This window comes from Bradyrhizobium sp. CIR18, from assembly GCF_014198295.1.
In the GTDB taxonomy this organism is placed as follows: Bacteria; Pseudomonadota; Alphaproteobacteria; order Rhizobiales; family Xanthobacteraceae; genus Bradyrhizobium.
In genome coordinates this window covers 241,863-263,045 of sequence record NZ_JACIHF010000002.1, presented here as the reverse complement: position 1 = coordinate 263,045, position 21,183 = coordinate 241,863, and the positions used below count along the sequence as shown (strand labels likewise).

Sequence of the window (21,183 nt, the reverse complement as noted above, 5' to 3'; positions counted from 1 at the left end):
CCCGGCCGGGTGGGCGGCATCGGCCTTGCGGCGGCTTTGTTGTGCCGAAGGCCTACGCCTCCGGCACAATCTTGCCGGGATTGAAAATGTTGAGCGGATCGAGCGCCTTCTTCAGCGCCCGCATCGCATCGAGCGCCTCGGGGCCGAGCTCGGCCTGGAGGTATTTCTGCTTGCCCTGGCCGATGCCGTGCTCGCCGGTGCAGGTGCCGTCCATCGCCTGCGCGCGCTCGACCAGGCGATGCATGAACTCCTCGCCGCGCGCCATCTCGGCGGCATCGTTGGTGTCGCAGACCAGCGAGCAGTGGAAATTGCCGTCGCCGACATGGCCGACGATCGGCGACAGCAGGTTGAGCCGCCTGAGATCTTCCTCGGTCTCGCTGACGCAATCGGCGAGCCGCGAGATCGGCACGCAGACGTCGGTCGCGACCACGCCGATGCTGTCGCCAGGCCGCAGCGCCTTCACGGACCAATAGGCATCGTGCCGCGCCTGCCACAGCTTGGTGCGATCCTCCGGCTTGGTGGTCCAGGAGAATTCGCCGCCGCCGCAATCCCTGGCGATCTCGCCGAACGCCTTGGACTGCTCAGCAACCTCGATCTCGCTGCCGTGGAATTCCATCAGCAGCAGCGGCGTCTCCGGCAGCGTCAGCTTCGAATAGGCGTTGCAGGCCTGCACCTGCGCGGCGTTGAGCAGCTCGATGCGCGCCACGGGAATGCCGGTCTGGATCGCCAGGATGACGGCCTGACAGGCCCCGTGCACGGTCTCGAACGACACCGCACCGGCCGCGATCGTCTCGGGGATGCCGCGCAGGCGGATGGTCAATTCCGAGATGATGCCGAGCGTGCCTTCGGCGCCGACGAACAGATGGGTGAGGTCGTAGCCGGCGGACGATTTCTTGGCGCGCGTGCCCGTGGTGATGATCTCGCCGTCGCCGCGCACCACCTTCAGCGCCAGCACGCTCTCGCGGATGGTGCCGTAGCGCACCGCATTGGTACCGGAAGCGCGGGTCGAGGCCATGCCGCCGAGCGAGGCGTCCGCGCCGGGATCGATCGGGAAGAACAGGCCCTGGTCGCGCAGATGCTCGTTCAGCGCCTTGCGGGTCACGCCGGGCTGGATCACGCAATCGAGGTCCTCGGCATGCACCGCCAGCACCTTGTTCATGTCGCGCAGGTCGATCGAGATACCGCCGGCCGGCGCGTTGACCTGGCCCTCGAGCGAGGTGCCGGTGCCGAAAGGAATGACCGGGACGCGGTTCTTGGCGCAGATCCGCACCACGTCCTGGATGTCGGCGGTCTCCTGCGCCATCACCACGCCATCCGGCGGCTGGTTCGGGATCCAGGTGGTGGTATGGCCATGCTGCTCGCGCACGGCCTGCGAGGTGATGAGACGGTTGCCGAAGCGTGCGGCAAGCTGCTCCAGCGCGCTCGCGAGGGCTTTCGGCTCCGGCCGCGGCGGATTATTGGTGATGGTGGTACCCACGGACATTCCTCCCGACAGAAGAACCGTGGCAAAGGATATAAAACCGGTCAAGTCAAGCGACCGGACGCATAGCTGGAAGGAAACATGCCGGAGACTGCCGCCTCAGCGCCTAAAGCCGAGCCGTTCCGCGCCTCGATCATGCAGATCGAGCCGCAATGGATCGACTATAACGGCCATCTCAACATGGCCTATTACAACGTGATGTTCGACCGCGCGATCGACCAGCTCTGGGCCGAGCTCGGCATCGGGCCGACCTACATGAAGGAGCGAGGCGGCTCGACTTTCACTGCCGAATGCCATGTGCGTTACTTGCGCGAAATCCACCTCGGCGATCCCGTGCAGATCCTGGTCTGGCTGCTGGAGGCCGACGACAAGCGGCTGCACACGTTCGAGGAGATGCGGCACGCAACCGAGGGCTGGCTGTCGGCGACGTCCGAGAACATGTCGCTTCACATGGACATGAATGCGCGGCGCGTCGCGCCATTTCCACCGGATATAAGCGAGCGCATCGCTGCGGTCACAAAGGCCCACAGCGCGGTCTCGCGCCCCGAGGGCATCGGCCGGAACGTGGCGATGCCCTCGAAGCGGTGAGCGCTATACTCTGTTGCGGCCGCGGGCCAGGCCGACCACGGCCGAGACCAGGAACAGAACGACCGCGATGAAGAAGATGATCTTGGCGATCTCAATCGAAGCGCCGGCGATGCCGCCGAAGCCCAGGATGCCGGCGATCAGTGCGATAACCAGAAACGTCACAACCCAGCCAAGCATGGTCAAACCCTCGTCTTGATGTCTGTCTGCGTCTGGCGCGGCTGGCCGCGCCACCTGTCCAGACAATCTCGAGGCGGGAACGATGGTTCCGGCCCGGACAGGGTGGAAATTCGCGAGGACCGCTGGAACAAATTGACGTGCCCCGCACGTGGAAAACCTCGTTCCGCCGCCCCATATAGGCACCAATCCCTGTTAGAAGGCTCCCTTCCGCCACCCCGCGGTGCCATCGTGGGGCCCATGATTCGCATGACCGAGCCGAGCAAGATCACGTCCCAGAACGTCCCCGACCACCAGCCCGCAGCCGGCGGCATCGCCGCGCGTGCGCGCGCCTCGGTGGGCCCGAAATATCTGTCCGGGCTCAATCCGGAGCAGCGCGAGGCGGTGGAGACGCTGGACGGCCCGGTCCTGGTGCTGGCCGGCGCCGGCACCGGCAAGACGCGCGTGCTGACGACGCGTATCGCCCACATCCTGAGCCAGGGCCGCGCCCGCCCCGCCGAGATTCTGTCGGTGACCTTCACCAACAAGGCCGCGCGCGAGATGAAGCACCGGCTCGGCCAGATGCTCGGGCACGCCGTCGAGGGCATGCCGTGGCTCGGCACCTTCCACTCCATCGGCGGCCGCATCCTGCGTGTCCATGCCGAGCTGGCGCAGCTCAAGTCGAACTTCACCGTGCTCGATGTCGACGACCAGGTGCGGCTGCTGAAACAGTTGCTGCAGGCCGAGAACATCGACGACAAGCGCTGGCCGGCGCGCATGCTCGCCGGCCTGATCGACGGCTGGAAGAACCGCGGCCTGATGCCCTCGCAGGTACCCTCCGGCGAAGCCGCCATGTTCGCCAACGGCAAAGGCGGCAAGCTCTATGCAAGCTATCAGGAGCGGCTGAAGATTCTGAACGCGGCCGATTTCGGCGATCTGTTGCTGGAGAACATCCGCATCTTCCGCGAGCACCCGGATATCCTCAGGCAGTACCAGCAGCGTTTCAAATATATCCTGGTCGACGAATATCAGGACACCAACGTCGCGCAGTATCTGTGGCTGCGGCTGCTGTCGCAGGCGCCTTCCTTCACCTCTCCCCGCCCGCGGGGAGAGGTCGCATCGCGCAGCGATGCGGGTGAGGGGGACTCTCCGAGCACCGAGCTCGTGGAGACTCCCCCTCATCCCGACCTTCTCAGTGCGAGCGAAGCTCGTCACGACCCCGCATCCGCCTTCGCCAAGGCTTCGGCGGACATGAGCGGGGAGAAGGAGAAGACCAAAAACATCTGCTGCGTCGGCGACGACGACCAGTCGATCTATGGCTGGCGCGGCGCCGAGGTCGACAACATCCTGCGCTTCGACCACGATTTTCCCGGCGCCAAGGTCATTCGCCTGGAGCGCAACTATCGCTCGACCGGCCACATCCTCGCCGCTGCATCCCATCTGATCGCGCACAACGAAGGCCGGCTCGGCAAGACGCTGCGCACCGAGGACCAGGACGGCGAGAAGGTCACGGTCACGGGCTCGTGGGATTCGGAAGAGGAAGCCCGCGGCATCGGCGAGGAGATCGAGCAGATCCAGCGCCGCGGCGAAAAGCTCAACGAGGTCGCGATCCTGGTGCGCGCCTCCTATCAGATGCGCGAATTCGAAGACCGCTTCGTCACGCTCGGCCTGCCCTATCGCGTCATCGGCGGCCCACGCTTCTACGAGCGCGCCGAAATCCGCGACGCGCTGGCTTACCTGCGCGTCATCAACTCGCCGGCCGACGACCTCGCCTTCGAGCGCATCGTCAATGTGCCCAAGCGCGGCCTTGGCGATGCCACCGTGCAGATGCTGCACGACCACGCTCGCAAGCGCCGCATTCCCTTGTTCGAGGCGGCCCGCGCGGTGGTCGAAACCGACGAGCTGAAGCCGAAGGCGCGCGGCTCGCTTCGCGAGGTCGTCGCCCAGTTCGACCGCTGGCGCGCCCAGCGCGAGGTTACCGCGCACACCGATCTCGCCCAGATCGTGTTCGACGAGAGCGGCTATACCGAGATGTGGCAGAAGGACCGTTCGGCGGACGCCGCGGGCCGGCTTGAGAACCTGAAAGAGCTGGTGCGCTCGATGGAGGAGTTCGAGAACCTGCAAGGGTTCCTCGAACACATCTCGCTGGTGATGGACCGCGACGGCGGCGCCGAGGACGACGCGGTGTCGCTGATGACGTTGCACTCGGCCAAGGGGCTTGAATTCGACAACGTGTTCCTGCCGGGCTGGGAGGAAGGCCTGTTTCCGAGCCAGCGCACGCTGGACGAACAGGGCCGCGCCGGCCTCGAGGAAGAACGCCGGCTCGGCCATGTCGGCCTGACCCGTGCCCGCCGCCGCGCCATGATCTATTTCGCGACCAACCGGCGGATCCATGGCACCTGGTCGACCACGATCCCGTCGCGCTTCCTCGACGAACTGCCGGCGGCCAATGTCGAGATCACCGAATCCAAGGGCGGCTCGGCCTGGGGCGGCACCGGCGGTTACGGCGCCTCACGCTTCGACGACATGGAGGCGTTCGGCTCCACCTATTCGACGCCGGGCTGGCAGCGCGCGCAAGCCAATCGCAACCGCGGCGGCGGGCGCAGCGGCGGTGGCGGTGGCGGCGGCTTCGAGGAAGAGGCTTCGACGTTCTCATCCTCCTCGTCGTCCGGCCCCGATTTCGGCAGCTTCTCCTCGCGCCGTCGTGGCCCCCTGACGATCGAAGGCGAGCTGGTCGCCAAATCGACCGGCACGACGTCCGAATTTTCGCTCGGAGACCGCGTCTTCCACCAGAAGTTCGGCTACGGGCGCGTCGCCAAGATCGACGGCAACAAGCTCACCATCGCCTTCGACAAGGCCGGCGAGAAGAAGGTCGTAGACAGCTTCGTGCAGCGGGCGTAAGCGCGCGATATGGCTCAGTATGTCGCCATCATCGAGGACACCGATCCGGACGCTGTCAGCCTGTGGTTTCCCGACCTGCCCGGGTGCATTTCCGGCGGTGATGACGTCGACGAGGCCCTGGAGAGTGCACCCGAGGCACTGGCGTTCTATGCGCAGGAGCTGATCGCGGACGGACGGCAGCTTCCCCCGCCCAGAACATTGGACGAGCTCAAGGCCGACCCTGAGTTCGCCGACGACCTCGGGAAACACACGGTCGCCCTGATCGAATGGCCGCCCCGCGAAGACGCCGCGGAGTGAGGACTGTTCGCCGCACTCCCCTCGCCTTCGACAGTTCTCGTCCGAACAGCCCTTGACCCGCCCGAACTTCCCCGTATCAGATGCAGCCATGGTCCGGGGCTCCATCACACTGATCTTGCTGGCATTGGGGATGCCGTCGCTTGCGGCGGCGGAGACCATGAGCTTTGGCGATTCGATCGGGCTGCTGGCCAAAAGCTGCGGCGCCGAAATCGTCGCCAATTGCCGCGGCGTCAATCCGGATTCGACCCGCCTGAAGGAGTGCCTGTCGCGCAACCGCGACGTGCTGTCCCAGCAATGCGCGAGCGACTATCTCGGCGCGTTCGATGCCATCCAGAAGCGCGTCGCCGCGCGCGTCACGGTGGCGAACGCCTGCCAGCGCGAGATCGTCAAGGTCTGCGGCGGCTCGACCAAGGAGACCAGCAAGTCGATCCCCTGCCTGGTTTCGACGCCCAAGGGCATCAGCAACAACTGCCTGAAGGCCGTCGACGACGCGGGGTACCGCTGATGCGCGCGAGCAGGCTCTTCATTGCCGGAACCGCGGTCGCGCTCGGTCTCGCTTTGCTCGCGGGCACGGCCGTCGCCCAGACGGTGGCACCGACCCGCGACGACATCGTCGGCAAGCTCAACCATTTCGAAGAAGCCGCCGAGGTCGACCTTCCCGCGCTGAAGCAGCAGGTGATGGAGCGCGCCAAGACCAGGATCAAGAACGATCCCGGTCCGGTGAACCGGCCGCTGATCGCACCTGATCTCGCCAAGCTGCCCGCCTTCAATGCGCAGATCCAGTTCGATGCCGACACGCCGATCATCCAGCCGGCGTCCTACCAGACCGTCGGCCGCATCGCGGACGCGCTGGTTCATTCCTCGCTGCTGCCCTACACGTTCCTGATCGTCGGCCACGTCGAATCCAACTCGAAGACGCGCGAGGCCAACGCGATCCTGAGCCAGCGCCGCGCCGACGCGATCCGCGACGTGCTGGTGAACACGTTCAAGATCTCGACCAAGCGGCTGCATCCGATCGGTCTCGGTGAGGAGCAGTTTCTCGACCGGGCGAGGCCGACCTCGGCCGTCAACGGCCAGTTGCAAATCCTGACCTATGCCAAGCTGCCGGAGGACGCGCCTCATACGGCTGCGGCACCTGCGCCTGCGGCGAAAAAGCCCGCCAAGAAGCGCTGAGCGAGCGCAGCTTCGCACCCGACGGAACCCTTTGAAGTCCTGATCGTTTTGTTGCCTGTCCGGGGCGCACAAATACGGTTTCACGCGACAAAAACCCCGGTTTGTGCACCGCCCGGTCCAGTGCTATAGCCTCTGTTCGCCCTTCCCCGACCCCGTGCTGCATGAGACCGAAATGGGTGGCTATTTTCAGCGCCAACTTGCCGTTTATGTCGAGTACCATCGCGACCCCCGGAACACGGCGATGCATGTGGTTGGTATTCTCCTGTTGTTCACCGGCGCCGTGATGCCGCTGACGCTGGTCAGGCTGCCGCTGCTCGGTTTCGATGTCAGCCTCGCCGTGATCCTGGCCTTGCCGGTCCTGATGTACTGGCTGCTGCTCGACGTGGCGCTCGGGATCGGCATTCTGGCGGTCTCGATCGTGCTGTTTTCGGTTGCGACGACCGTTGCGGCGCAAGTCAGCACCGCGACGATGTGGGCGATTTTCGCCGTGCTGGTGGCGCTCGGCCTCGCCGCGCAGGCCATCGGCCACAAGGTTTTTGAGGGCCGCGAAGCCTCGTTGTTCACTTTTCCTTCGCATCTTTTGCTTGGACCGATGTTCGTGATGGCAAAATTATTCATTGCATTGGGCTTCCGTCGCGACCTTGCCGCGATTCTGGCGCCTCTTCCGACCAATTCCCTTTCAACCCGATAGCTCTAGACGCGAAACAGCAACCTTCTGCATGGCTCTCGTACTGGTTACCGGTGGCAGTGGCTTCATCGGACATCACCTAGTCGAAGCGCTCCGCGCCCGTGGGCAGCGGGTGCGCGTTCTCGATGTCCGCGCGCCGGCCGCGGCGAACGCGGATGTTGAATATGTCCACGGCTCGGTGCTCGACGGCGCCGCGGTCGATGCTGCGATCGCCGGGGTCGATCAGGTCTATCACCTCGCCGGCCTGCCCGGCATGTGGGTCGCCAACAAGCAGGACTTTCACGACGTCAACTGTCGCGGCACCGAAATCGTGCTCGCGGCCGCAATGAAGCGCGGCGTATCGCGCTTCCTGCACTGCTCGACGGAATCGATCCTGTTCCCCTATTCCGACCTCAAGGGCGCTGCCGCCGAAGAGGCGCTACAGCCGGCCGACGCGATGCCGGGCGCCTATACGCGCTCGAAGTCGCTCGCCGAGCATCATGCCGCGAAGGCGGCGGCCAGCGGCTTTCCACTCGTGATCGGCACGCCGACCATGCCGATCGGCGCGGCCGACCACAATCTGACGCCGCCGACGGCGATGCTGTGGTACTTCCTGCAGAAGAAGGTGCAGCCGCATCTCAACTTCCTGGTCAACCTCGTCGACGTCCGCGACGTGGCCATGGGCCTCGTGCTGACCATGGAGCGCGGCCGCATCGGCCAGCGCTACATCCTCGGCGGCGACTGCGTCCCGCTCGGCAACATCCTGCGGATGATGTCGGCGATGAGCGGCCGCCGGCAGTTCCCGGTCGTCGTGCCCGGCAAGATCGCCGAGCTCTCGGGCATCATGCTCGAATACCTCGCCGATCGTGTCACGCGCCGGCCGCCCAACGGCACCGCCGAGGGCGTGCGCATTGCGCTCGCCGCAAGCGACCTCTCGATCGGCAAGGCGCGCACCGAGCTCGGCTACGCGCCGCGTCCGATCGAGCCGGTGCTGCGCGAAACCATCACCCATCTGCTCGCCCGCAACGGCCAGCAGCCCTCCGGCGCCATCAAGCATCACGCGCTCTCCTCGCGCGCGAGCTAAAGCCGCCGCCCAACGCAAAGAACCTTCATGTCCTTCGATTTCAGCAAGCTTCTCTCGGTCGCCTGGGGTGGCTGGACCACGGCCTGGCCGACCGAACTCCTGGCCCTGGTCTGGCTCGCCTTTCTCGCCAGCTGGGTCGGCGCCTCGTTCTGGCAGGGGCGGACCAAGAAGCAGGTCATGACGCTGGAGTCGCAGCGCTATCGTCTGCCGATCCTGGTCGGCGGCATCCTGTACACGCCGTGGGTTGCACAGCTGCTGGGCTGGAAGCCGCTTTGGGTGCTCGGCAACACCGGCATCTACATCGCCGCGGTCCTCTCGGCCGCCGGCATCGCTTTCGCCTGGTGGGGCCGACTGCATCTCGGAAAATTCTGGTCGAACACCATCACCCACAAAGAAGATCACCGCGTTATCGACACCGGCCCTTACGGCATCGTGCGTCACCCGATCTACACCGGCTTGATCTTCGGCATGCTCGTCACCGGCATCGCAATCGGCCTCGTAACGACGATCCTCGGCGCGATTCTGATCTCGCTCGGCATGTGGCAGAAGGGCCGGATGGAGGAGGTGTTTCTGTCGAAGGAGCTCGGCGAGGACGCCTACGGCGCCTATTGCCGCCGCGTGCCGATGATCATCCCGTTCCTGTCGCCGCGGTGAGCGCGTAGCAGCTTCCTACTATTTTCTCCGCCTAAGACTGCTGTTGGTCCCGTCATCCTGAGGTACGAGGTTTGCGATGCGAATGCATCGTAAGCCGAGCCTCGAAGGATGCACGGCCGCCAATGCATCCGGGCCCTCCATCCTTCGAGGCTCCCATGCGGCGCGTTGCGCCGCATGGGTCGCACCTCAGGATGATGGGAACGGAATGGCGCAACTCGGAGCATTCAACCAGGAACCGCCCCTCTCCAAGCCCGTTATCCCTCGACAGCTGCCACCTGCGCGAGCATCGAGCCATGTCGGACGCCTACGACTATTTCCGCGAGCACGCGATCGCCGCCGTCCGCAAGGCGCGGGCGCTGCCGCGTGGGCGGCCGAAGCAGAAGCAGCGCACGGTGGCGCGGATCTATCACCTGCTGTCCAAGGAGGCAGCGCTGGTGCCGAACATGCATCACCTCGACGATTTTCGCGCAGCACGGCGGCTGGAGCGGCAAATCTCTCGCTGATCTCCGGGCAAAGGCCATCGGCGTTCGTCCCATGCAAAATCGATCGGCTGCCATTCCACGGGAATAGGCCCGGCCGGCGTCCCCCACAGGTTGACGTCTGCCCCGTCAGCCAGTTGGATGCGCGCGCAAACAGGGGCCCTCTCATGACCTTCTCCAGCGTCTTTGCGCAGTTCGTTGCGCTCCTCGGCGGCATCGCGCTGCAATGGCGGAAGCTGTCGGGCACCGTGCCTGCGCCGGCCTGGGGAGAGAAGCCCGCCATTCCCGAGGCGAAGCCGCAAGGCGCGATCCCGACTTTGAAGATGCCGACCGCGCGCGGCTGGAGCGAGGGCCAGAAGCCGACCGTCGCGCCCGGGCTCAAGGTCAACGCGTTCGCGACCGAGCTCGACCATCCGCGCTGGATCGAGGTGCTGCCCAATGGCGACGTGCTGATCGCGGAGGCGACGCAGATCGCTGGCGCGCCGCGCAGCGTGTTTCACTACGCGATGCAGGCAACGATGCGGCGCGCCGCAGCGCTCGGCGTGTCCGCCGACCGCATCACGCTGCTGCGGGACAAGGACGGCGACGGCGTCGCCGAGCAACGCGGCGCCTTCATGGAAAATCTCAGCCAGCCGTTTGGCATGGCGCTGGTCGGCGACACCTTCTATGTCGGCAATACCGACGGCGTGATGGCTTTCCCTTACGTCGCCAATGCCGACCGCATCACCGCGCCGGGCAAGCGGCTCACGACGTTCAAGCCAAGCGGACACTGGACCCGCAGTCTTTTGGCAAGCCCCGACGGCAAGAAGCTCTATGCCGGCGTCGGCTCGCTCAGCAACATCGCCGAGATGGGCATGGAGGTCGAGGAAGGCCGCGCTGCGGTCTACGAGCTCGACCTCGTTGCCGGCACGCACCGCATTTTCGGCGCGGGCCTGCGCAACCCGGTCGGGCTGGCTTGGGAGCCAAATACGGGTGTGCTCTGGACCGTGGTCAACGAGCGCGACGGGCTCGGCGACGAGACGCCGCCGGATTATTTGACGTCGGTGCGCGACGGCGGCTTCTACGGCTGGCCCTATTGCTATTGGGGCAAGACGGTGGACGACCGCGTGCCCCAGGATCCTGCGATGGTCGCCAAGGCGCTTCAACCGGACTACGCGCTCGGCGGCCACACCGCCTCGCTCGGCCTGTGCTGGATGCCCGCGGGCACGCTGCCGGGCTTCCCCGACGGCATGGTGATCGGCCAGCACGGCTCGTGGAATCGCAGCAAGCTGTCCGGCTACAAGCTGGTGTTCATTCCGTTCGAGAACGGCAAGCCGTCCGGTCCCGGTCGCGACATCCTGTCGGGCTTCCTGTCCCCGGACGAGAAGGAATCCTACGGCCGCCCGGTCGGCGTCGTGATCGGCCCCGACAAGAAATCGCTGCTGATGGCCGACGACGTCGGCAACGTGATCTGGCGCGTCACGGGGGCATAAGGTAGCCAGGCGACACGGGCGCTCGCATAGGCGTCCCGTCATCCTGAGGCGCGAGTGGCGCGATGCGCAGCATCGCGCCGGGAGCCTCGAAGGATGAACGGCCGAGATGCAGCCGGGCCGTCGTCCTTCGAGGCTTGCTCTGCGCCGCATTCGCGTCCCAGAGCAAGCACCTCAGGATGACGGTGATGGAGCGCTTCGATCGCTCACGTCCCCACACACAGCGTGGCGCGCTGCTTGCGCAGCAGCGCAATCACGGACAGCGCGGTGATCAGACCGGTCTTGGGATTCTCGGACGGGATGTTCTCGATGCCCATCGAGAACCGCGCCGAATCCGCCTCGACCTCGATGCGGTGAACGTTGCGCGTCACGGTTGGATCAGCCCAAACCTGGATCTCGGTACGATCAGGCCCGATGCCCGCCAGCGACAACGCAACGGCGACATTGACGTTCGCTGGAAAGCCCTTGGCCGCTTCGCGCGCGCTGCCCTCGAACAGCTTGAGTGGCTCGCGCAGATTGTCGATGTCGATGTTGTTCTGAACGATGAACGGCGCGCCCTTCAGTCCGTCGATCGGCTTGCGCGTCACCATCTTCACGGAATGTATGGTGCCGATTGCGGCGGCGTTGACGGCATCGAGCCCGATCAGCGCGCCGGTCGGCACGATGATGCGGCCGCCATTGGCACGCGCGAGATCGACGAGATCGAAATTGTCGAGCAACCCGCCGACGCTGACGACAACGGCAGCTTTGCCGCGCTTCACCGCGGGCTCGACGATGGAGCGCAGATGATGGCTCGGCGCGCACTCGACCACGATATCGGCGGCCTCGCCGAGTTGGTCGATCGGCAGCACCCGCGGCGGGCGACGTAGGCCGCCAATGAAAGCTTGATGCTTGGCGGGATCGCGCACCGCGACAGCCGACAACGCCAGCCCCTCGATGCCTTGATCGAGCGCGGTGGCGATCTTGGTGCCGATCGAGCCCAAGCCTGCGATGCCGACTCGCAATTCGCCCGACGCTTTTTGTTCAGTCATAGCATCCACCTTTTCACCTAGCACAGGTCTTAGCCCCTCACGCCTCCCGCGCATAGCTGCGCAGGCGCGCCTCGAGCACCGCCAGCATGGCATCGCGAGCCGGATCGCGCGAGCCGCGCAGCCACGCGGCGGCGAGCGGCAGCCGGCCGACCGACCCGCTCTGCCTTGGCCGCAGCGGCACGAAGCGCACGCCCGACACCGCCATCCGCATCGTCCAGCGCGGCACGATCGCAACCCCGAGCTTCGTCGCCACCAGGTTGATGATGGTCTGCTTCTCGTCGGCGACCTGGACGATGCGCGGCGTCATTCCGGCCTGATCGAACAGCTTCACCGTGAGGTCGTGGCTGTGCGGCCGCGAGCGGCGGTCCGGTACCAGCATCGCCTCGTCGGCGATGTCGGCCAGCGTGATCGACTTGCGCCGGGCCAGCGCATGCTGCTGCGGGAAGGCCACGATCGCGGTCTCATGGAGCAGATCGCGGAATTCGAGCCGCTTGTCCGCGCGGCCGGGCGGGCGGACGAAGGCGAGATCGAGCGCACCCGTCAGGATCTTCGGCAGCAGCCGGACCGTCTTGTCCTCCAGGATCTGTACCGCGATATCAGGATGCTTGGCGCGGAAGTCGCGCAAGAGCGGCGGCAGCAGCCCGGCGGCGGCGCTGTCGATGGCACCGATCCGCAGCCGCCGGGCAGCGCCGGCGCGCGAGCGGTTGCGCAAGTTGCTCTCGACCGCCTCGACCTTGGCGAGGATGGCGCGGGCATCGCGCAGCAACGTCGTGCCGTCCTCGGTGAGCGACACCGCACGCGTCGTCCGCGCGAACAGCCGCGTGCCCAGATCCTCCTCCAGCAGCCTGATCTGGCGGCCCAGCGCGGAAGGCAGCATCTGGAGTTGCTGCGCCGCGCGGCCGAAATGCAACTGCTCGGCCGCCGCCACGAAGCATCGCAACTGATGCAATTCCATCCCGGGTCCTCTCGTCTCGCGAGGATTATATCATTTTTTTGTATAAACCAGCGCCAATTGAGTCCGTCCTGCACTCCCGTCTAGATTCGCCGACGACGCAGCCAGCCTGCCGGCCCGATCTCTCTCACGGAGCATTCTCATGCGCACCCATTCGATCGCAGCAATCCCCGCCGACGGCATCGGCCCCGAGGTGATCTCGGCCGGCGTCCGCGTGCTGGAGGCGCTGGCAAAGCGCAGCGGCGACCTCGCCTTCAACGTCAAGACGTTCGACTGGGGCTCGGACTATTACAAGAAACACGGCGTGATGATGCCGGCCGACGGCCTCACCGAACTGAAGAAGTTCGACGCGATCTATTTCGGTGCGGTCGGCGCGCCCGATGTGCCCGACCACATCACGCTGTGGGGCCTGCGGCTGCCGATCTGCCAGGGCTTTGACCAATACGCCAATGTGCGCCCGACAAAGATTCTGCCCGGCGTCGCCTCGCCGCTGCGCAATGTCGGTGTCGGCGACCTCGACTGGGTGATCGTGCGCGAGAATTCGGAAGGCGAGTATGCCGGCATGGGCGGCCGCGCCCACAAGGGCCTGCCGGAAGAAGTCGGCACCGAAGTCGCCGTCTTCACCCGCGTTGGCGTCACCAGGATCATGCGCTACGCGTTCCAGCTCGCACAGTCGCGCCCGCGCAAATTCCTGACAGTCGTGACCAAGTCGAACGCGCAGCGCCACGGCATGGTAATGTGGGATGAGATCGCGGCCGAGGTCGCCGGCGAATTCCCCGACGTCAGCTGGGACAAGATGCTGGTCGATGCCATGACGGTGCGTATGACGCTGCATCCGAAAAGCCTCGACACCATCGTCGCGACCAATCTCCATGCCGACATCCTGTCCGACCTCGCCGGCGCGCTGGCGGGAAGCCTCGGCGTGGCGCCGACCGGCAACATCGATCCGCAGCGCCGCTTCCCCTCGATGTTCGAGCCGATCCACGGCTCGGCCTTCGACATCACCGGCAAGGGCATCGCCAATCCGGTCGCGACGTTCTGGACCGGCGCGCAGATGCTTGAGCATCTCGGCGAGAAGGACGCCGCTGCAAGGCTGATGGCGGCCGTCGAGCGCGTCTGCGCGGCGGGCGTGCTGACGCCTGACGTCGGCGGCAAGGCGACGACGAAGGAAGTGACGGACGCCGTGATCGACGCGATCAACGGGTCGAATGTGTAGCCTTATCGGATCGAGTGTCGCCCAGCACTCGCTGCACCTCTCCCGCTTGCGGAGGAGGTCGACGCGCTCGGCAGCGCAATTGCGCGCCAGAGCGCGGCGGGTGGGGGCTCTCTCCTCTCGGGGGTTCTCGATCGTGGAGAGACCCCCTCCCCCGCAAGCGCCCGCAAGCGGGAGAGGGAGCGCACCGTCCTCTGCGGCAAGATAACGAGCCCTACTTCCGCTTCGTTGGAGCCGGCGGCGGTGTCGCCATCGCGGCCGTGGGCTCGGGCGGTGTCAGATGCCGGGGCACGATGATGGTCTGGCCCGGCGTGAGCTGCGCGTTCTCTGCAAGCGAGTTGCTCTGCGCGAGCGTCCACAGCGGCACGCGATTGGCGGCGGCGATGCTCTCCATGGTGTCGCCGCGGCGCACCGGCACCCGCACGCCGCTGTCCCATAACTCGACCAAGGTGTCCGCGGGGACGAGGTAGCGCAGCGGCACGGCATCGCCCTGGGTCTGCGGCGGAATGCGCGGCAGTTGCGTCACCATCTCGACGATCTGGCGATGGATGTCGTCGGACTTCTCGATGTTGATGTGCGAGACGCGCGCGTTTTCCTTCAGGTCGTAGCTCGCATAATGGCCGCGAAAGCCGGGGACCGCGACGACGTCGCCGCCGCCGAGCACGCTGTCGGACAGGAAGATGTTGATGAAGCGCTCGACATTGAGCGGCACGTCGCCGGTCGCATGCGCGGGATCGATGGCGATGACGAGGCTGATCGGGATGCTCTCCTTGGCCGCCATCTCGGAGATGACGATCGAGCACAGACCACCCATGGAGTGCCCGATCAGCACGATCGGCGCCGCCTTCTCCTTGTAGCTGGCGATGACGCGGTTGCCGATGAACCGGCAGAGGGTGAATTCATAGACATCGGCGGAAAAGCCGGCCTGTGTCAGCTTCTCGCCGAGCCGGTCCATGCCAGTCGAGAAGATCGGGCCCATGGCGCCGCGGAACAGGTAGACGTTCGGCGGCGGCAACGGCTCGAACGGTGGAGGCGGCGGCGCTGCGGGTGCGGCCGCGGTGGCCTTGGACTTGGCAGGTGAGGCGGCGGCCATGCCGGGGCTCAGGGCGAGCAGCGCAACGGCTGCCAGCGCGACTAGTCGCCTCAAATCAATCATCAATCCAGCAGTCCCACGACGGGAGGCGATCACCTCCCCCGCGGGCTTAGTGACGGCCGATTGGGTGGAATTTGGGGCACGGAACCGGCCTCCATCTCTTCCGGGCGCGAACTCTCACCGCACGCTTGGCGGCGCGACCGGACTTTGCGACGATTGGCCTCAGTCCTCGCTCGCGAACGGCTAAAATGGCAGCATCCGGTTCAGCAATTCGAGCAGCGTGCGCTGCTCGGCCTCGCTGAGCGGCGCCAGCATCTTCCGATTATAGGGCTCCGTCAGCCTTGCGCCCTCCGCAATGAGCTTTGTCCCCTTCGGCGTCAGCATGAGCTCGACGGCGCGCCGATCGGACTTCGAGCGGTTGCGCTTGATAAAGCCGGACGATTCCAGCTCGTTCAGGATCTTGATCAGGTTCGGCAGCCGCAGCCGGAGCAGGCTGGCGAGGCTGCTTGGCGGCACGCCGGGATTGTCGCGAATGACGGCGAAGATCGCATAGGTCGCGGGCGTCAGGCCCAAGGCGGCGAACTCCTCGTAGAAGCCTTCGAAGAACTTCAACTGCGCCAGGCGCAGCATGAAGCCGGGGGTGCGCTGCAGCGCGCGCAGGTCCAGCGATTTCTCCGTCTGCGGAGCGGACTTTTGCGGAGTGGATTTGGCTCCGGGTCTTAGAGGCTTCGAGCTCATGATTCTCAATCCTAGGGACGGCCGAATTGACACTCTCAAAAATAGCTATAAAATATAACTATTATTCAGCGGCACCAAGACCGCCCATGGGAGGGATCCAATGAACAGCAAATTCCTGCATAAATTGTGCATCTTGGCCGCAACCCTGACCGCGGCGCCGGCCTTCGCACAGGAGGTCGTGAAGATCGGCATCCTGAACGACCAGTCGGGCCCGTTCGCGAGCTACCAGGGCATCGGCTCGGTCGTCGCCGCCAAGATGGCCGTCGAAGACTATGGCGGAAAAGCCGCGGGCAAGGTGGTCGAGGTCGTCGCGGCCGATCACCAGAACAAGACCGACATCGGGATCGGCATCGCTCGGCGCTGGTACGAGAACGAGAGCGTCGATGCGATCTTCGACCTTCCGAATTCCTCGATCGCGCTCGCTGTCGCCGGCATGAGCGCCGAGAAGAACAAGGTGTTCGTCGGATCCGGCGCCGGGACGGTGCTTCTGACCGGTGAAAAGTGCACGCCGAACACGGTGCACTGGACCTACGACACCTATTCTTACGGCCGCGGTCTCGGCAAGGCGATCGTGCAGCAGGGCGGCAAGAAATGGTTCTTCATCACCGCCGACTACGCCTTCGGTCATGATCTGGAAAAGCAGGCCGCGGAAGCCGTGAAAGCGGCCGGCGGCGAGGTACTCGGCAGCGTACGGCATCCCTTGGGAACGGCGGACTACGCCTCTTTCCTGCTGCAGGCCCAGGCTTCGGGCGCGAACGTCGTCGGCTTCGCCAATGCCGGTGACGACACCATCACGTCGATGAAGCAGGCCGCCGAGTTCGGGCTGACCAAGGACCACAAGCTGGTCGGATTGATCCTGGGCATGAACGGGCTTCCCGCGCTTGGCCTGAAGTTTGCGCAAGGCGCGCAGATCATGAATCCGTTCTACTGGGATCTGAACGACGGCACGCGGGCCTTCGCAAAACGCTTCGCCGAGCGCATTCCGTCGAAGGCCTATCCGAACGACATGCAGGCCGGCGTCTATGCCTCGGTCATTCACTATCTCAAGGCGGTCGACAAGACCGGCGGCGCCAAGGATGGCAAGGCCGTCGTCGCCGCGATGAAGGAGATGCCGACCGACGATGTGCTGTTCGGCAAGGGCTATATCCGCAAGGACGGACGCAAGATCCACCCGCTCTACCTGTTGCAGGTCAAGTCGCCCGAGGAGTCGAAATCAAGCTGGGATCTGCTGAAGGTCGTCGCCACCATCAAGGGCGAGGACGCGTTCCGCTCGGAGAGCGATGGCCAGTGCCCGCTCAGCAAGCCCTAGAAGCGGAGCTGACCATGAGCGGCATCGCCTCCAGTCAGATCGACCCGTTTGCGCCTGACTTCCTGTTGAACCCCTATCCTGCCTATGAGGCGCTACGCGCGCTCGGGCCCGTCTTCGCGCTGGAGCGTTACGGCGTGTGGGCGATGGCGGGCTATGGCGAGGTCGAGCCGGCCTTGAAGGACTGGAAGACGTTCATCAGTGGCGAGGGCGTCGGGCTCAACGGGATGAACCCTGCGCTGCCAAAGCCGCTGACGCTCCAGATCGATCCGCCCGACCACGACAAGGGCCGGCGGGTCCTCGGCCGCACGCTGTCTCCGGGTGTCGCGAGGAAGCTGCGCGAGACGTTTCAGCAGGAAGCGGAGAAGAAGGTCACGGAGCTGATCAACAAAGGCACCTTCGATGCCGTCACCGATCTTGCCGAAGCCTATCCGATGAAGGTGTTTCCCGATGCGATCGGCATCCGGGCGGACGGCCGCGAGAAGCTCTTGGCCTGGAGCACGTTCGTGTTCGACAGCTTTGGCCCCGAGAACGAGATGCTAGCGGCTTCACGCAAGGCAGGCCTCGCCGCCCAGAGCTGGATCATGGACTGCTGCGCACGAAATGCGTTGCGGCCTGACAGCCTCGGCATGATGATCTACCAGGCGGCCGACGACGGCGAGATCACCGAGCACGAAGCGACCCACCTGGTGCGGCCATTCCTCACGGCGGGGATCGACACCACCGTCAACGGCATCGGCAACACCCTGCTCGCGCTCGCCATCCATCCGGATGAATACCGCAAGCTCCACCAACGGCCGGAGCTGGCGCGCAATGCCTTCGAGGAAGGCCTGCGCTATGATTCGCCGGTGCAGACGTTCTTTCGTACCACCTCGCGCGACGTCGAGATCGGCGGCGGCGTGATCCCGGCACACCGCAAGGTGCTGCTGTTCATGGCCTCGGCCAACCGCGATCCGGCGCGATGGGAGAGAGCCGACCGGTTCGAGGTCGAACGGACCGCGACCGGGCATGTCGGCTTCGGCGCGGGCATCCACGCCTGCGTCGGTCAGATGATCGCGCGTCTGGAAGGCGAATTGATCTTCAGCGAGCTCGCAAGGCGCGTGAAGAGCATCGAGCTCACGGCGGAGCCGAAACGCAGGCTCAACAATTCCCTGCGCGGGCTGGAGAGCATGCCGGTCCGCGTGACGCCCGCTTAGGCGGCATCACGCGGGAGGATGCGCAACGGTTCAGTTCCGTGCCGGAGCGGCCGCGGCCGCCGAGCGCGCCTGCCCGGGCGAGCCGCGTTCGGCGACCGGGACAGCCGGTGCGCGCGAACGCATGATGGCGGCGTCGATCTCGGCGATGACACGGCGTTGGATCGCCTCGTTCTTGTCGATCGAGATGTGGCCGACACCGGTGCCGCGCACGTCGACATTGTCGAGCTTGCCGCGGAAACCGTCGGCACGCTTGACCGGCTCGCCGGGGCCGTCGCCGATATAGATGTTGATGTAACGCTCCGCGCCGGTCGAGAGCTTGGTCTTGAACACGGAATCGAGGCCGATCGCGAGCTTCACGGGCACGCCGAGCCGGTTGAGTTTTGCGATCATGTCCGGCAGCGCGGTCGCGCCGGAGGAATGGCCGACCAGGACGATGGTCTTGAGCCGGCCGGCCTTGTAGGCGGTCGCGGCTTCATCGGCGAGCGACGACCAGGACACGAAGTTGGCGACCGTCACCGGGATGCCCTGCGCCTGGAGCCGGGCACCGATGGTGTCGAGGCCGAGCGAGAAGATGTTGAGCACGCCGCGGAGCAGATAGACATGCGTGGTCGCGACCTGGGCCTGGCTCGGGGCCGCTCGGGCCGTGGTCGGGCTGATGGCAACAGCTGACAGCAGGAGCAGGCAGATCGCCCAGACACGGAGGGCGGACAACTGGCTGGCGCCGGCGGTGTGACGGCCGTTCGGTCTCATCGGTGTTTTCCCTGGGGACAATACGCTTTGCGATTGGCCGGAATCGTAGCCATGGCCTGCTCGCAGACGCAACAAAGAGCCGCGTGAATGGCAATCTTAGCCACAGCCCGTGACCATCGCGCAACACCTGCCCGAAACCTGCCACCGAAGCGCCTGTTTTGAGACCATTTTTCTCCGGGCAATTGCGGCCCGGCAAAGGCATTCCTATCTCAGGGCTCCGCTGACCCGCCGTTCCCGGCAGGTTCCAGCCTCGCCTCCCCAGTCCTACCGGCCCTCATGTCCTCCATCATCTCCGTCGCCAACCTGTCGAAGACCTATGGGTCCGGCTTCAAGGCGCTCAAAAACGTCAATCTCGACATCAAGCGGGGCGAGATCTTCGCGTTGCTCGGCCCGAACGGCGCCGGCAAGACCACGTTGATTTCCATCATCTGCGGCATCGCCAATCCGAGCGAGGGCCGCGTCCTCGTCGGCGGCGAGAACATCCAGACTTCCTACCGCAAGGCGCGCTCGCTGATCGGCCTCGTGCCGCAGGAATTGCACACCGATGCCTTCGAAAGCGTGTGGGCGACCGTGAGCTTCTCCCGCGGCCTGTTCGGCAAGCCGAAGAATCCTGATCACATCGAGAAGGTGCTGAAGGACCTCTCGCTCTGGGACAAGAAGGACAACAAGATCATCACGCTCTCCGGCGGCATGAAGCGCCGCGTCATGATCGCCAAAGCGCTGTCGCACGAGCCGCAGATCCTGTTCCTGGACGAGCCCACCGCCGGCGTCGACGTCGAGCTGCGCAAGGGCATGTGGGAGGTGGTGCGCACCCTCCAGCAGTCCGGCGTCACCATCATCCTCACCACGCATTACATCGAGGAAGCCGAGGAAATGGCCGACCGCATCGGCGTCATCAACAAGGGCGAGATCGTGCTGATCGAGGACAAGGCGACGTTGATGCAGAAGCTCGGCAAGAAGCGGCTGACGCTGCATCTGCAGGGCAGGCTCGACGCGCTGCCGGAGAGCCTTGGCCATTACGAGCTGGAGCTCTGCGATGCCGGCGCGACGCTGGTCTACGATTACGACACCAAGGGCGAGCGCACCGGCATCACCAGCCTGCTCGGCGATCTCCGCACCGCCGGCATCCGCTTCAACGATCTCGACACGACGCAATCGTCGCTCGAGGACATCTTCGTCGATCTCGTGAGGACGTCATGAACCATCGCGCCATCCGCGCCATCTATCTGTTCGAAATGGCGCGCACCTGGCGCACGCTGCTGCAAAGCATCGTCTCGCCCGTCGTCTCGACCTCGCTCTATTTCGTGGTGTTCGGCGCCGCGATCGGCTCGCGCATCAGCCAGGTCGAGGGCGTCAGCTACGGCACCTTCATCGTGCCGGGCCTGATCATGCTCTCGGTGCTGACCCAGAGCATCGCCAACGCCTCGTTCGGCATCTACTTCCCGAAATTCACCGGCACGATCTACGAGATCCTGTCGGCGCCGATCTCCTATTTCGAGATCGTGCTCGGCTATGTCGGCGCCGCCGCGACCAAGTCGATCATCTTGGGCCTGATCATCCTGGCAACGGCCGGACTGTTCGTGCCGCTGCATATTCACCATCCGGTCTGGATGCTGGCCTTCCTGGTGCTGACGGCGGTGACGTTCAGCCTGTTCGGCTTCATCATCGGAATCTGGGCCGACGGCTTCGAGAAGCTGCAGATGATCCCGATGCTGGTGGTGACGCCGCTGACCTTCCTCGGCGGCAGCTTCTATTCCATCGACATGCTGCCGCCCACCTGGCGCACGGTGGCGATGCTCAACCCGGTCGTCTATCTGATCTCCGGCTTCCGCTGGAGCTTTTACGAGATCGCGGACGTCAGCATGTCCGTCAGCGTCGGCATGACGCTGGCGTTCCTGGTGATTTGTCTCGTCGTGATCTGGTGGATTTTTCGGACGGGGTATCGGCTGAAGAACTGAC

General features: G+C 65.2%; 22 protein-coding genes. 15 read left to right on the top strand and 7 right to left on the bottom strand.

All coding sequences use genetic code 11. The annotated features are described in order from the left end of the window. Window positions 1–52 precede the first annotated feature (52 nt). Window positions 53–1,477: an FAD-binding oxidoreductase gene (locus tag GGD65_RS09760; protein WP_179736140.1), complete on the bottom strand. Its 1,425-nt coding sequence runs from the start codon at window positions 1,475–1,477 to the stop codon at window positions 53–55. An 84-nt stretch (window positions 1,478–1,561) separates the two neighbouring features. Between GGD65_RS09760 and GGD65_RS09755 the strand changes: the two genes are divergently transcribed. After that, window positions 1,562–2,068 (top strand): thioesterase family protein, encoded by a 507-nt coding sequence (locus GGD65_RS09755; RefSeq protein WP_183235142.1) that lies wholly within the window; start codon window positions 1,562–1,564, stop codon window positions 2,066–2,068. A gap of 3 nt (window positions 2,069–2,071) precedes the next feature. On the opposite strand, the gene GGD65_RS09750 is transcribed toward GGD65_RS09755, so the two are convergent. After that, entirely contained in the window at window positions 2,072–2,245 is a 174-nt protein-coding gene (locus GGD65_RS09750) for a DUF1328 domain-containing protein (protein WP_018319670.1), read from the bottom strand. Window positions 2,246–2,482: 237 nt separating this feature from the next. On the opposite strand from GGD65_RS09750, the gene GGD65_RS09745 reads away from it, so the two are divergent. The 9 genes from GGD65_RS09745 (at window position 2,483) to GGD65_RS09705 (ending at window position 10,948) form a co-directional block, all read left to right on the top strand. Next, the gene (locus GGD65_RS09745; protein ID WP_183235141.1) at window positions 2,483–5,122 is read left to right on the top strand and encodes an ATP-dependent helicase; all 2,640 of its coding nucleotides are present in this window, start codon (window positions 2,483–2,485) and stop codon (window positions 5,120–5,122) included. A gap of 9 nt (window positions 5,123–5,131) precedes the next feature. Next, window positions 5,132–5,419 (top strand): type II toxin-antitoxin system HicB family antitoxin, encoded by a 288-nt coding sequence (locus GGD65_RS09740; RefSeq protein ID WP_018319668.1) that lies wholly within the window; start codon window positions 5,132–5,134, stop codon window positions 5,417–5,419. Between the two features lie 88 nt (window positions 5,420–5,507). Then, a complete protein-coding gene (locus GGD65_RS09735) occupies window positions 5,508–5,924 on the top strand; it encodes a hypothetical protein (RefSeq protein WP_028145495.1) in 417 nt (138 codons plus the stop codon). Then, the gene (locus GGD65_RS09730; RefSeq protein ID WP_183235140.1) at window positions 5,924–6,592 is read left to right on the top strand and encodes an OmpA family protein; all 669 of its coding nucleotides are present in this window, start codon (window positions 5,924–5,926) and stop codon (window positions 6,590–6,592) included. The genes GGD65_RS09735 and GGD65_RS09730 overlap by 1 nt, the downstream gene beginning before the upstream one ends. 172 nt (window positions 6,593–6,764) lie before the next feature. Then, entirely contained in the window at window positions 6,765–7,283 is a 519-nt protein-coding gene (locus GGD65_RS09725) for a DUF962 domain-containing protein (protein WP_177236961.1), read from the top strand. Between the two features lie 28 nt (window positions 7,284–7,311). After that, window positions 7,312–8,343, top strand: coding sequence for an NAD-dependent epimerase/dehydratase family protein (locus GGD65_RS09720; RefSeq protein ID WP_183235139.1), 1,032 nt, complete (start codon window positions 7,312–7,314; stop codon window positions 8,341–8,343). 27 nt (window positions 8,344–8,370) lie between these two features. Next, window positions 8,371–8,997: an isoprenylcysteine carboxylmethyltransferase family protein gene (locus tag GGD65_RS09715; RefSeq protein ID WP_018319663.1), complete on the top strand. Its 627-nt coding sequence runs from the start codon at window positions 8,371–8,373 to the stop codon at window positions 8,995–8,997. A 293-nt stretch (window positions 8,998–9,290) separates the two neighbouring features. Beyond that, complete coding sequence (locus GGD65_RS09710) at window positions 9,291–9,500, top strand: hypothetical protein (RefSeq protein ID WP_183235138.1); 210 nt, start codon at window positions 9,291–9,293, stop codon at window positions 9,498–9,500. A gap of 143 nt (window positions 9,501–9,643) precedes the next feature. Beyond that, window positions 9,644–10,948 (top strand): sorbosone dehydrogenase family protein, encoded by a 1,305-nt coding sequence (locus GGD65_RS09705; protein ID WP_183235137.1) that lies wholly within the window; start codon window positions 9,644–9,646, stop codon window positions 10,946–10,948. A gap of 203 nt (window positions 10,949–11,151) precedes the next feature. Here the strand turns inward: GGD65_RS09705 and GGD65_RS09700 are convergent, their stop codons facing one another. Together GGD65_RS09700 and GGD65_RS09695 are read right to left on the bottom strand one after the other, a co-directional pair. Further along, window positions 11,152–11,976, bottom strand: coding sequence for an aspartate dehydrogenase (locus GGD65_RS09700; RefSeq protein WP_183235136.1), 825 nt, complete (start codon window positions 11,974–11,976; stop codon window positions 11,152–11,154). Window positions 11,977–12,013: 37 nt separating this feature from the next. Then, entirely contained in the window at window positions 12,014–12,931 is a 918-nt protein-coding gene (locus GGD65_RS09695) for a LysR substrate-binding domain-containing protein (protein WP_183235135.1), read from the bottom strand. Between the two features lie 139 nt (window positions 12,932–13,070). On the opposite strand from GGD65_RS09695, the gene GGD65_RS09690 reads away from it, so the two are divergent. Beyond that, window positions 13,071–14,144, top strand: coding sequence for a tartrate dehydrogenase (locus GGD65_RS09690; protein WP_183235134.1), 1,074 nt, complete (start codon window positions 13,071–13,073; stop codon window positions 14,142–14,144). A gap of 211 nt (window positions 14,145–14,355) precedes the next feature. Here GGD65_RS09690 and GGD65_RS09685 read toward each other — a convergent pair whose 3' ends face one another. Continuing rightward, a complete protein-coding gene (locus GGD65_RS09685; protein ID WP_183235133.1) occupies window positions 14,356–15,297 on the bottom strand; it encodes a LysM peptidoglycan-binding domain-containing protein in 942 nt (313 codons plus the stop codon). A 180-nt stretch (window positions 15,298–15,477) separates the two neighbouring features. After that, window positions 15,478–15,972 carry a MarR family winged helix-turn-helix transcriptional regulator gene (locus GGD65_RS09680; protein WP_092253421.1) on the bottom strand — a complete coding sequence of 165 codons (495 nt, stop codon included), beginning with the start codon at window positions 15,970–15,972 and terminating at the stop codon, window positions 15,478–15,480. Window positions 15,973–16,072: 100 nt separating this feature from the next. Between GGD65_RS09680 and GGD65_RS09675 the strand changes: the two genes are divergently transcribed. After that, window positions 16,073–17,281: an ABC transporter substrate-binding protein gene (locus GGD65_RS09675; RefSeq protein ID WP_179736162.1), complete on the top strand. Its 1,209-nt coding sequence runs from the start codon at window positions 16,073–16,075 to the stop codon at window positions 17,279–17,281. A 14-nt stretch (window positions 17,282–17,295) separates the two neighbouring features. Beyond that, window positions 17,296–18,474, top strand: coding sequence for a cytochrome P450 (locus tag GGD65_RS09670; protein ID WP_183235132.1), 1,179 nt, complete (start codon window positions 17,296–17,298; stop codon window positions 18,472–18,474). Between the two features lie 30 nt (window positions 18,475–18,504). Here GGD65_RS09670 and GGD65_RS09665 read toward each other — a convergent pair whose 3' ends face one another. Further along, window positions 18,505–19,224: a hypothetical protein gene (locus GGD65_RS09665; protein WP_018322531.1), complete on the bottom strand. Its 720-nt coding sequence runs from the start codon at window positions 19,222–19,224 to the stop codon at window positions 18,505–18,507. 276 nt (window positions 19,225–19,500) lie between these two features. Here GGD65_RS09665 and GGD65_RS09660 point away from each other — a divergent pair, with 276 nt between their 5' ends. After that, window positions 19,501–20,424 carry an ABC transporter ATP-binding protein gene (locus tag GGD65_RS09660; RefSeq protein ID WP_092253425.1) on the top strand — a complete coding sequence of 308 codons (924 nt, stop codon included), beginning with the start codon at window positions 19,501–19,503 and terminating at the stop codon, window positions 20,422–20,424. After that, window positions 20,421–21,182, top strand: a complete 762-nt coding sequence (locus GGD65_RS09655) for an ABC transporter permease (protein WP_018322533.1) — start codon at window positions 20,421–20,423, stop codon at window positions 21,180–21,182. Before GGD65_RS09660 ends, GGD65_RS09655 begins: the two co-directional genes overlap by 4 nt. The last annotated feature ends 1 nt before the right edge of the window (window position 21,183 follow it).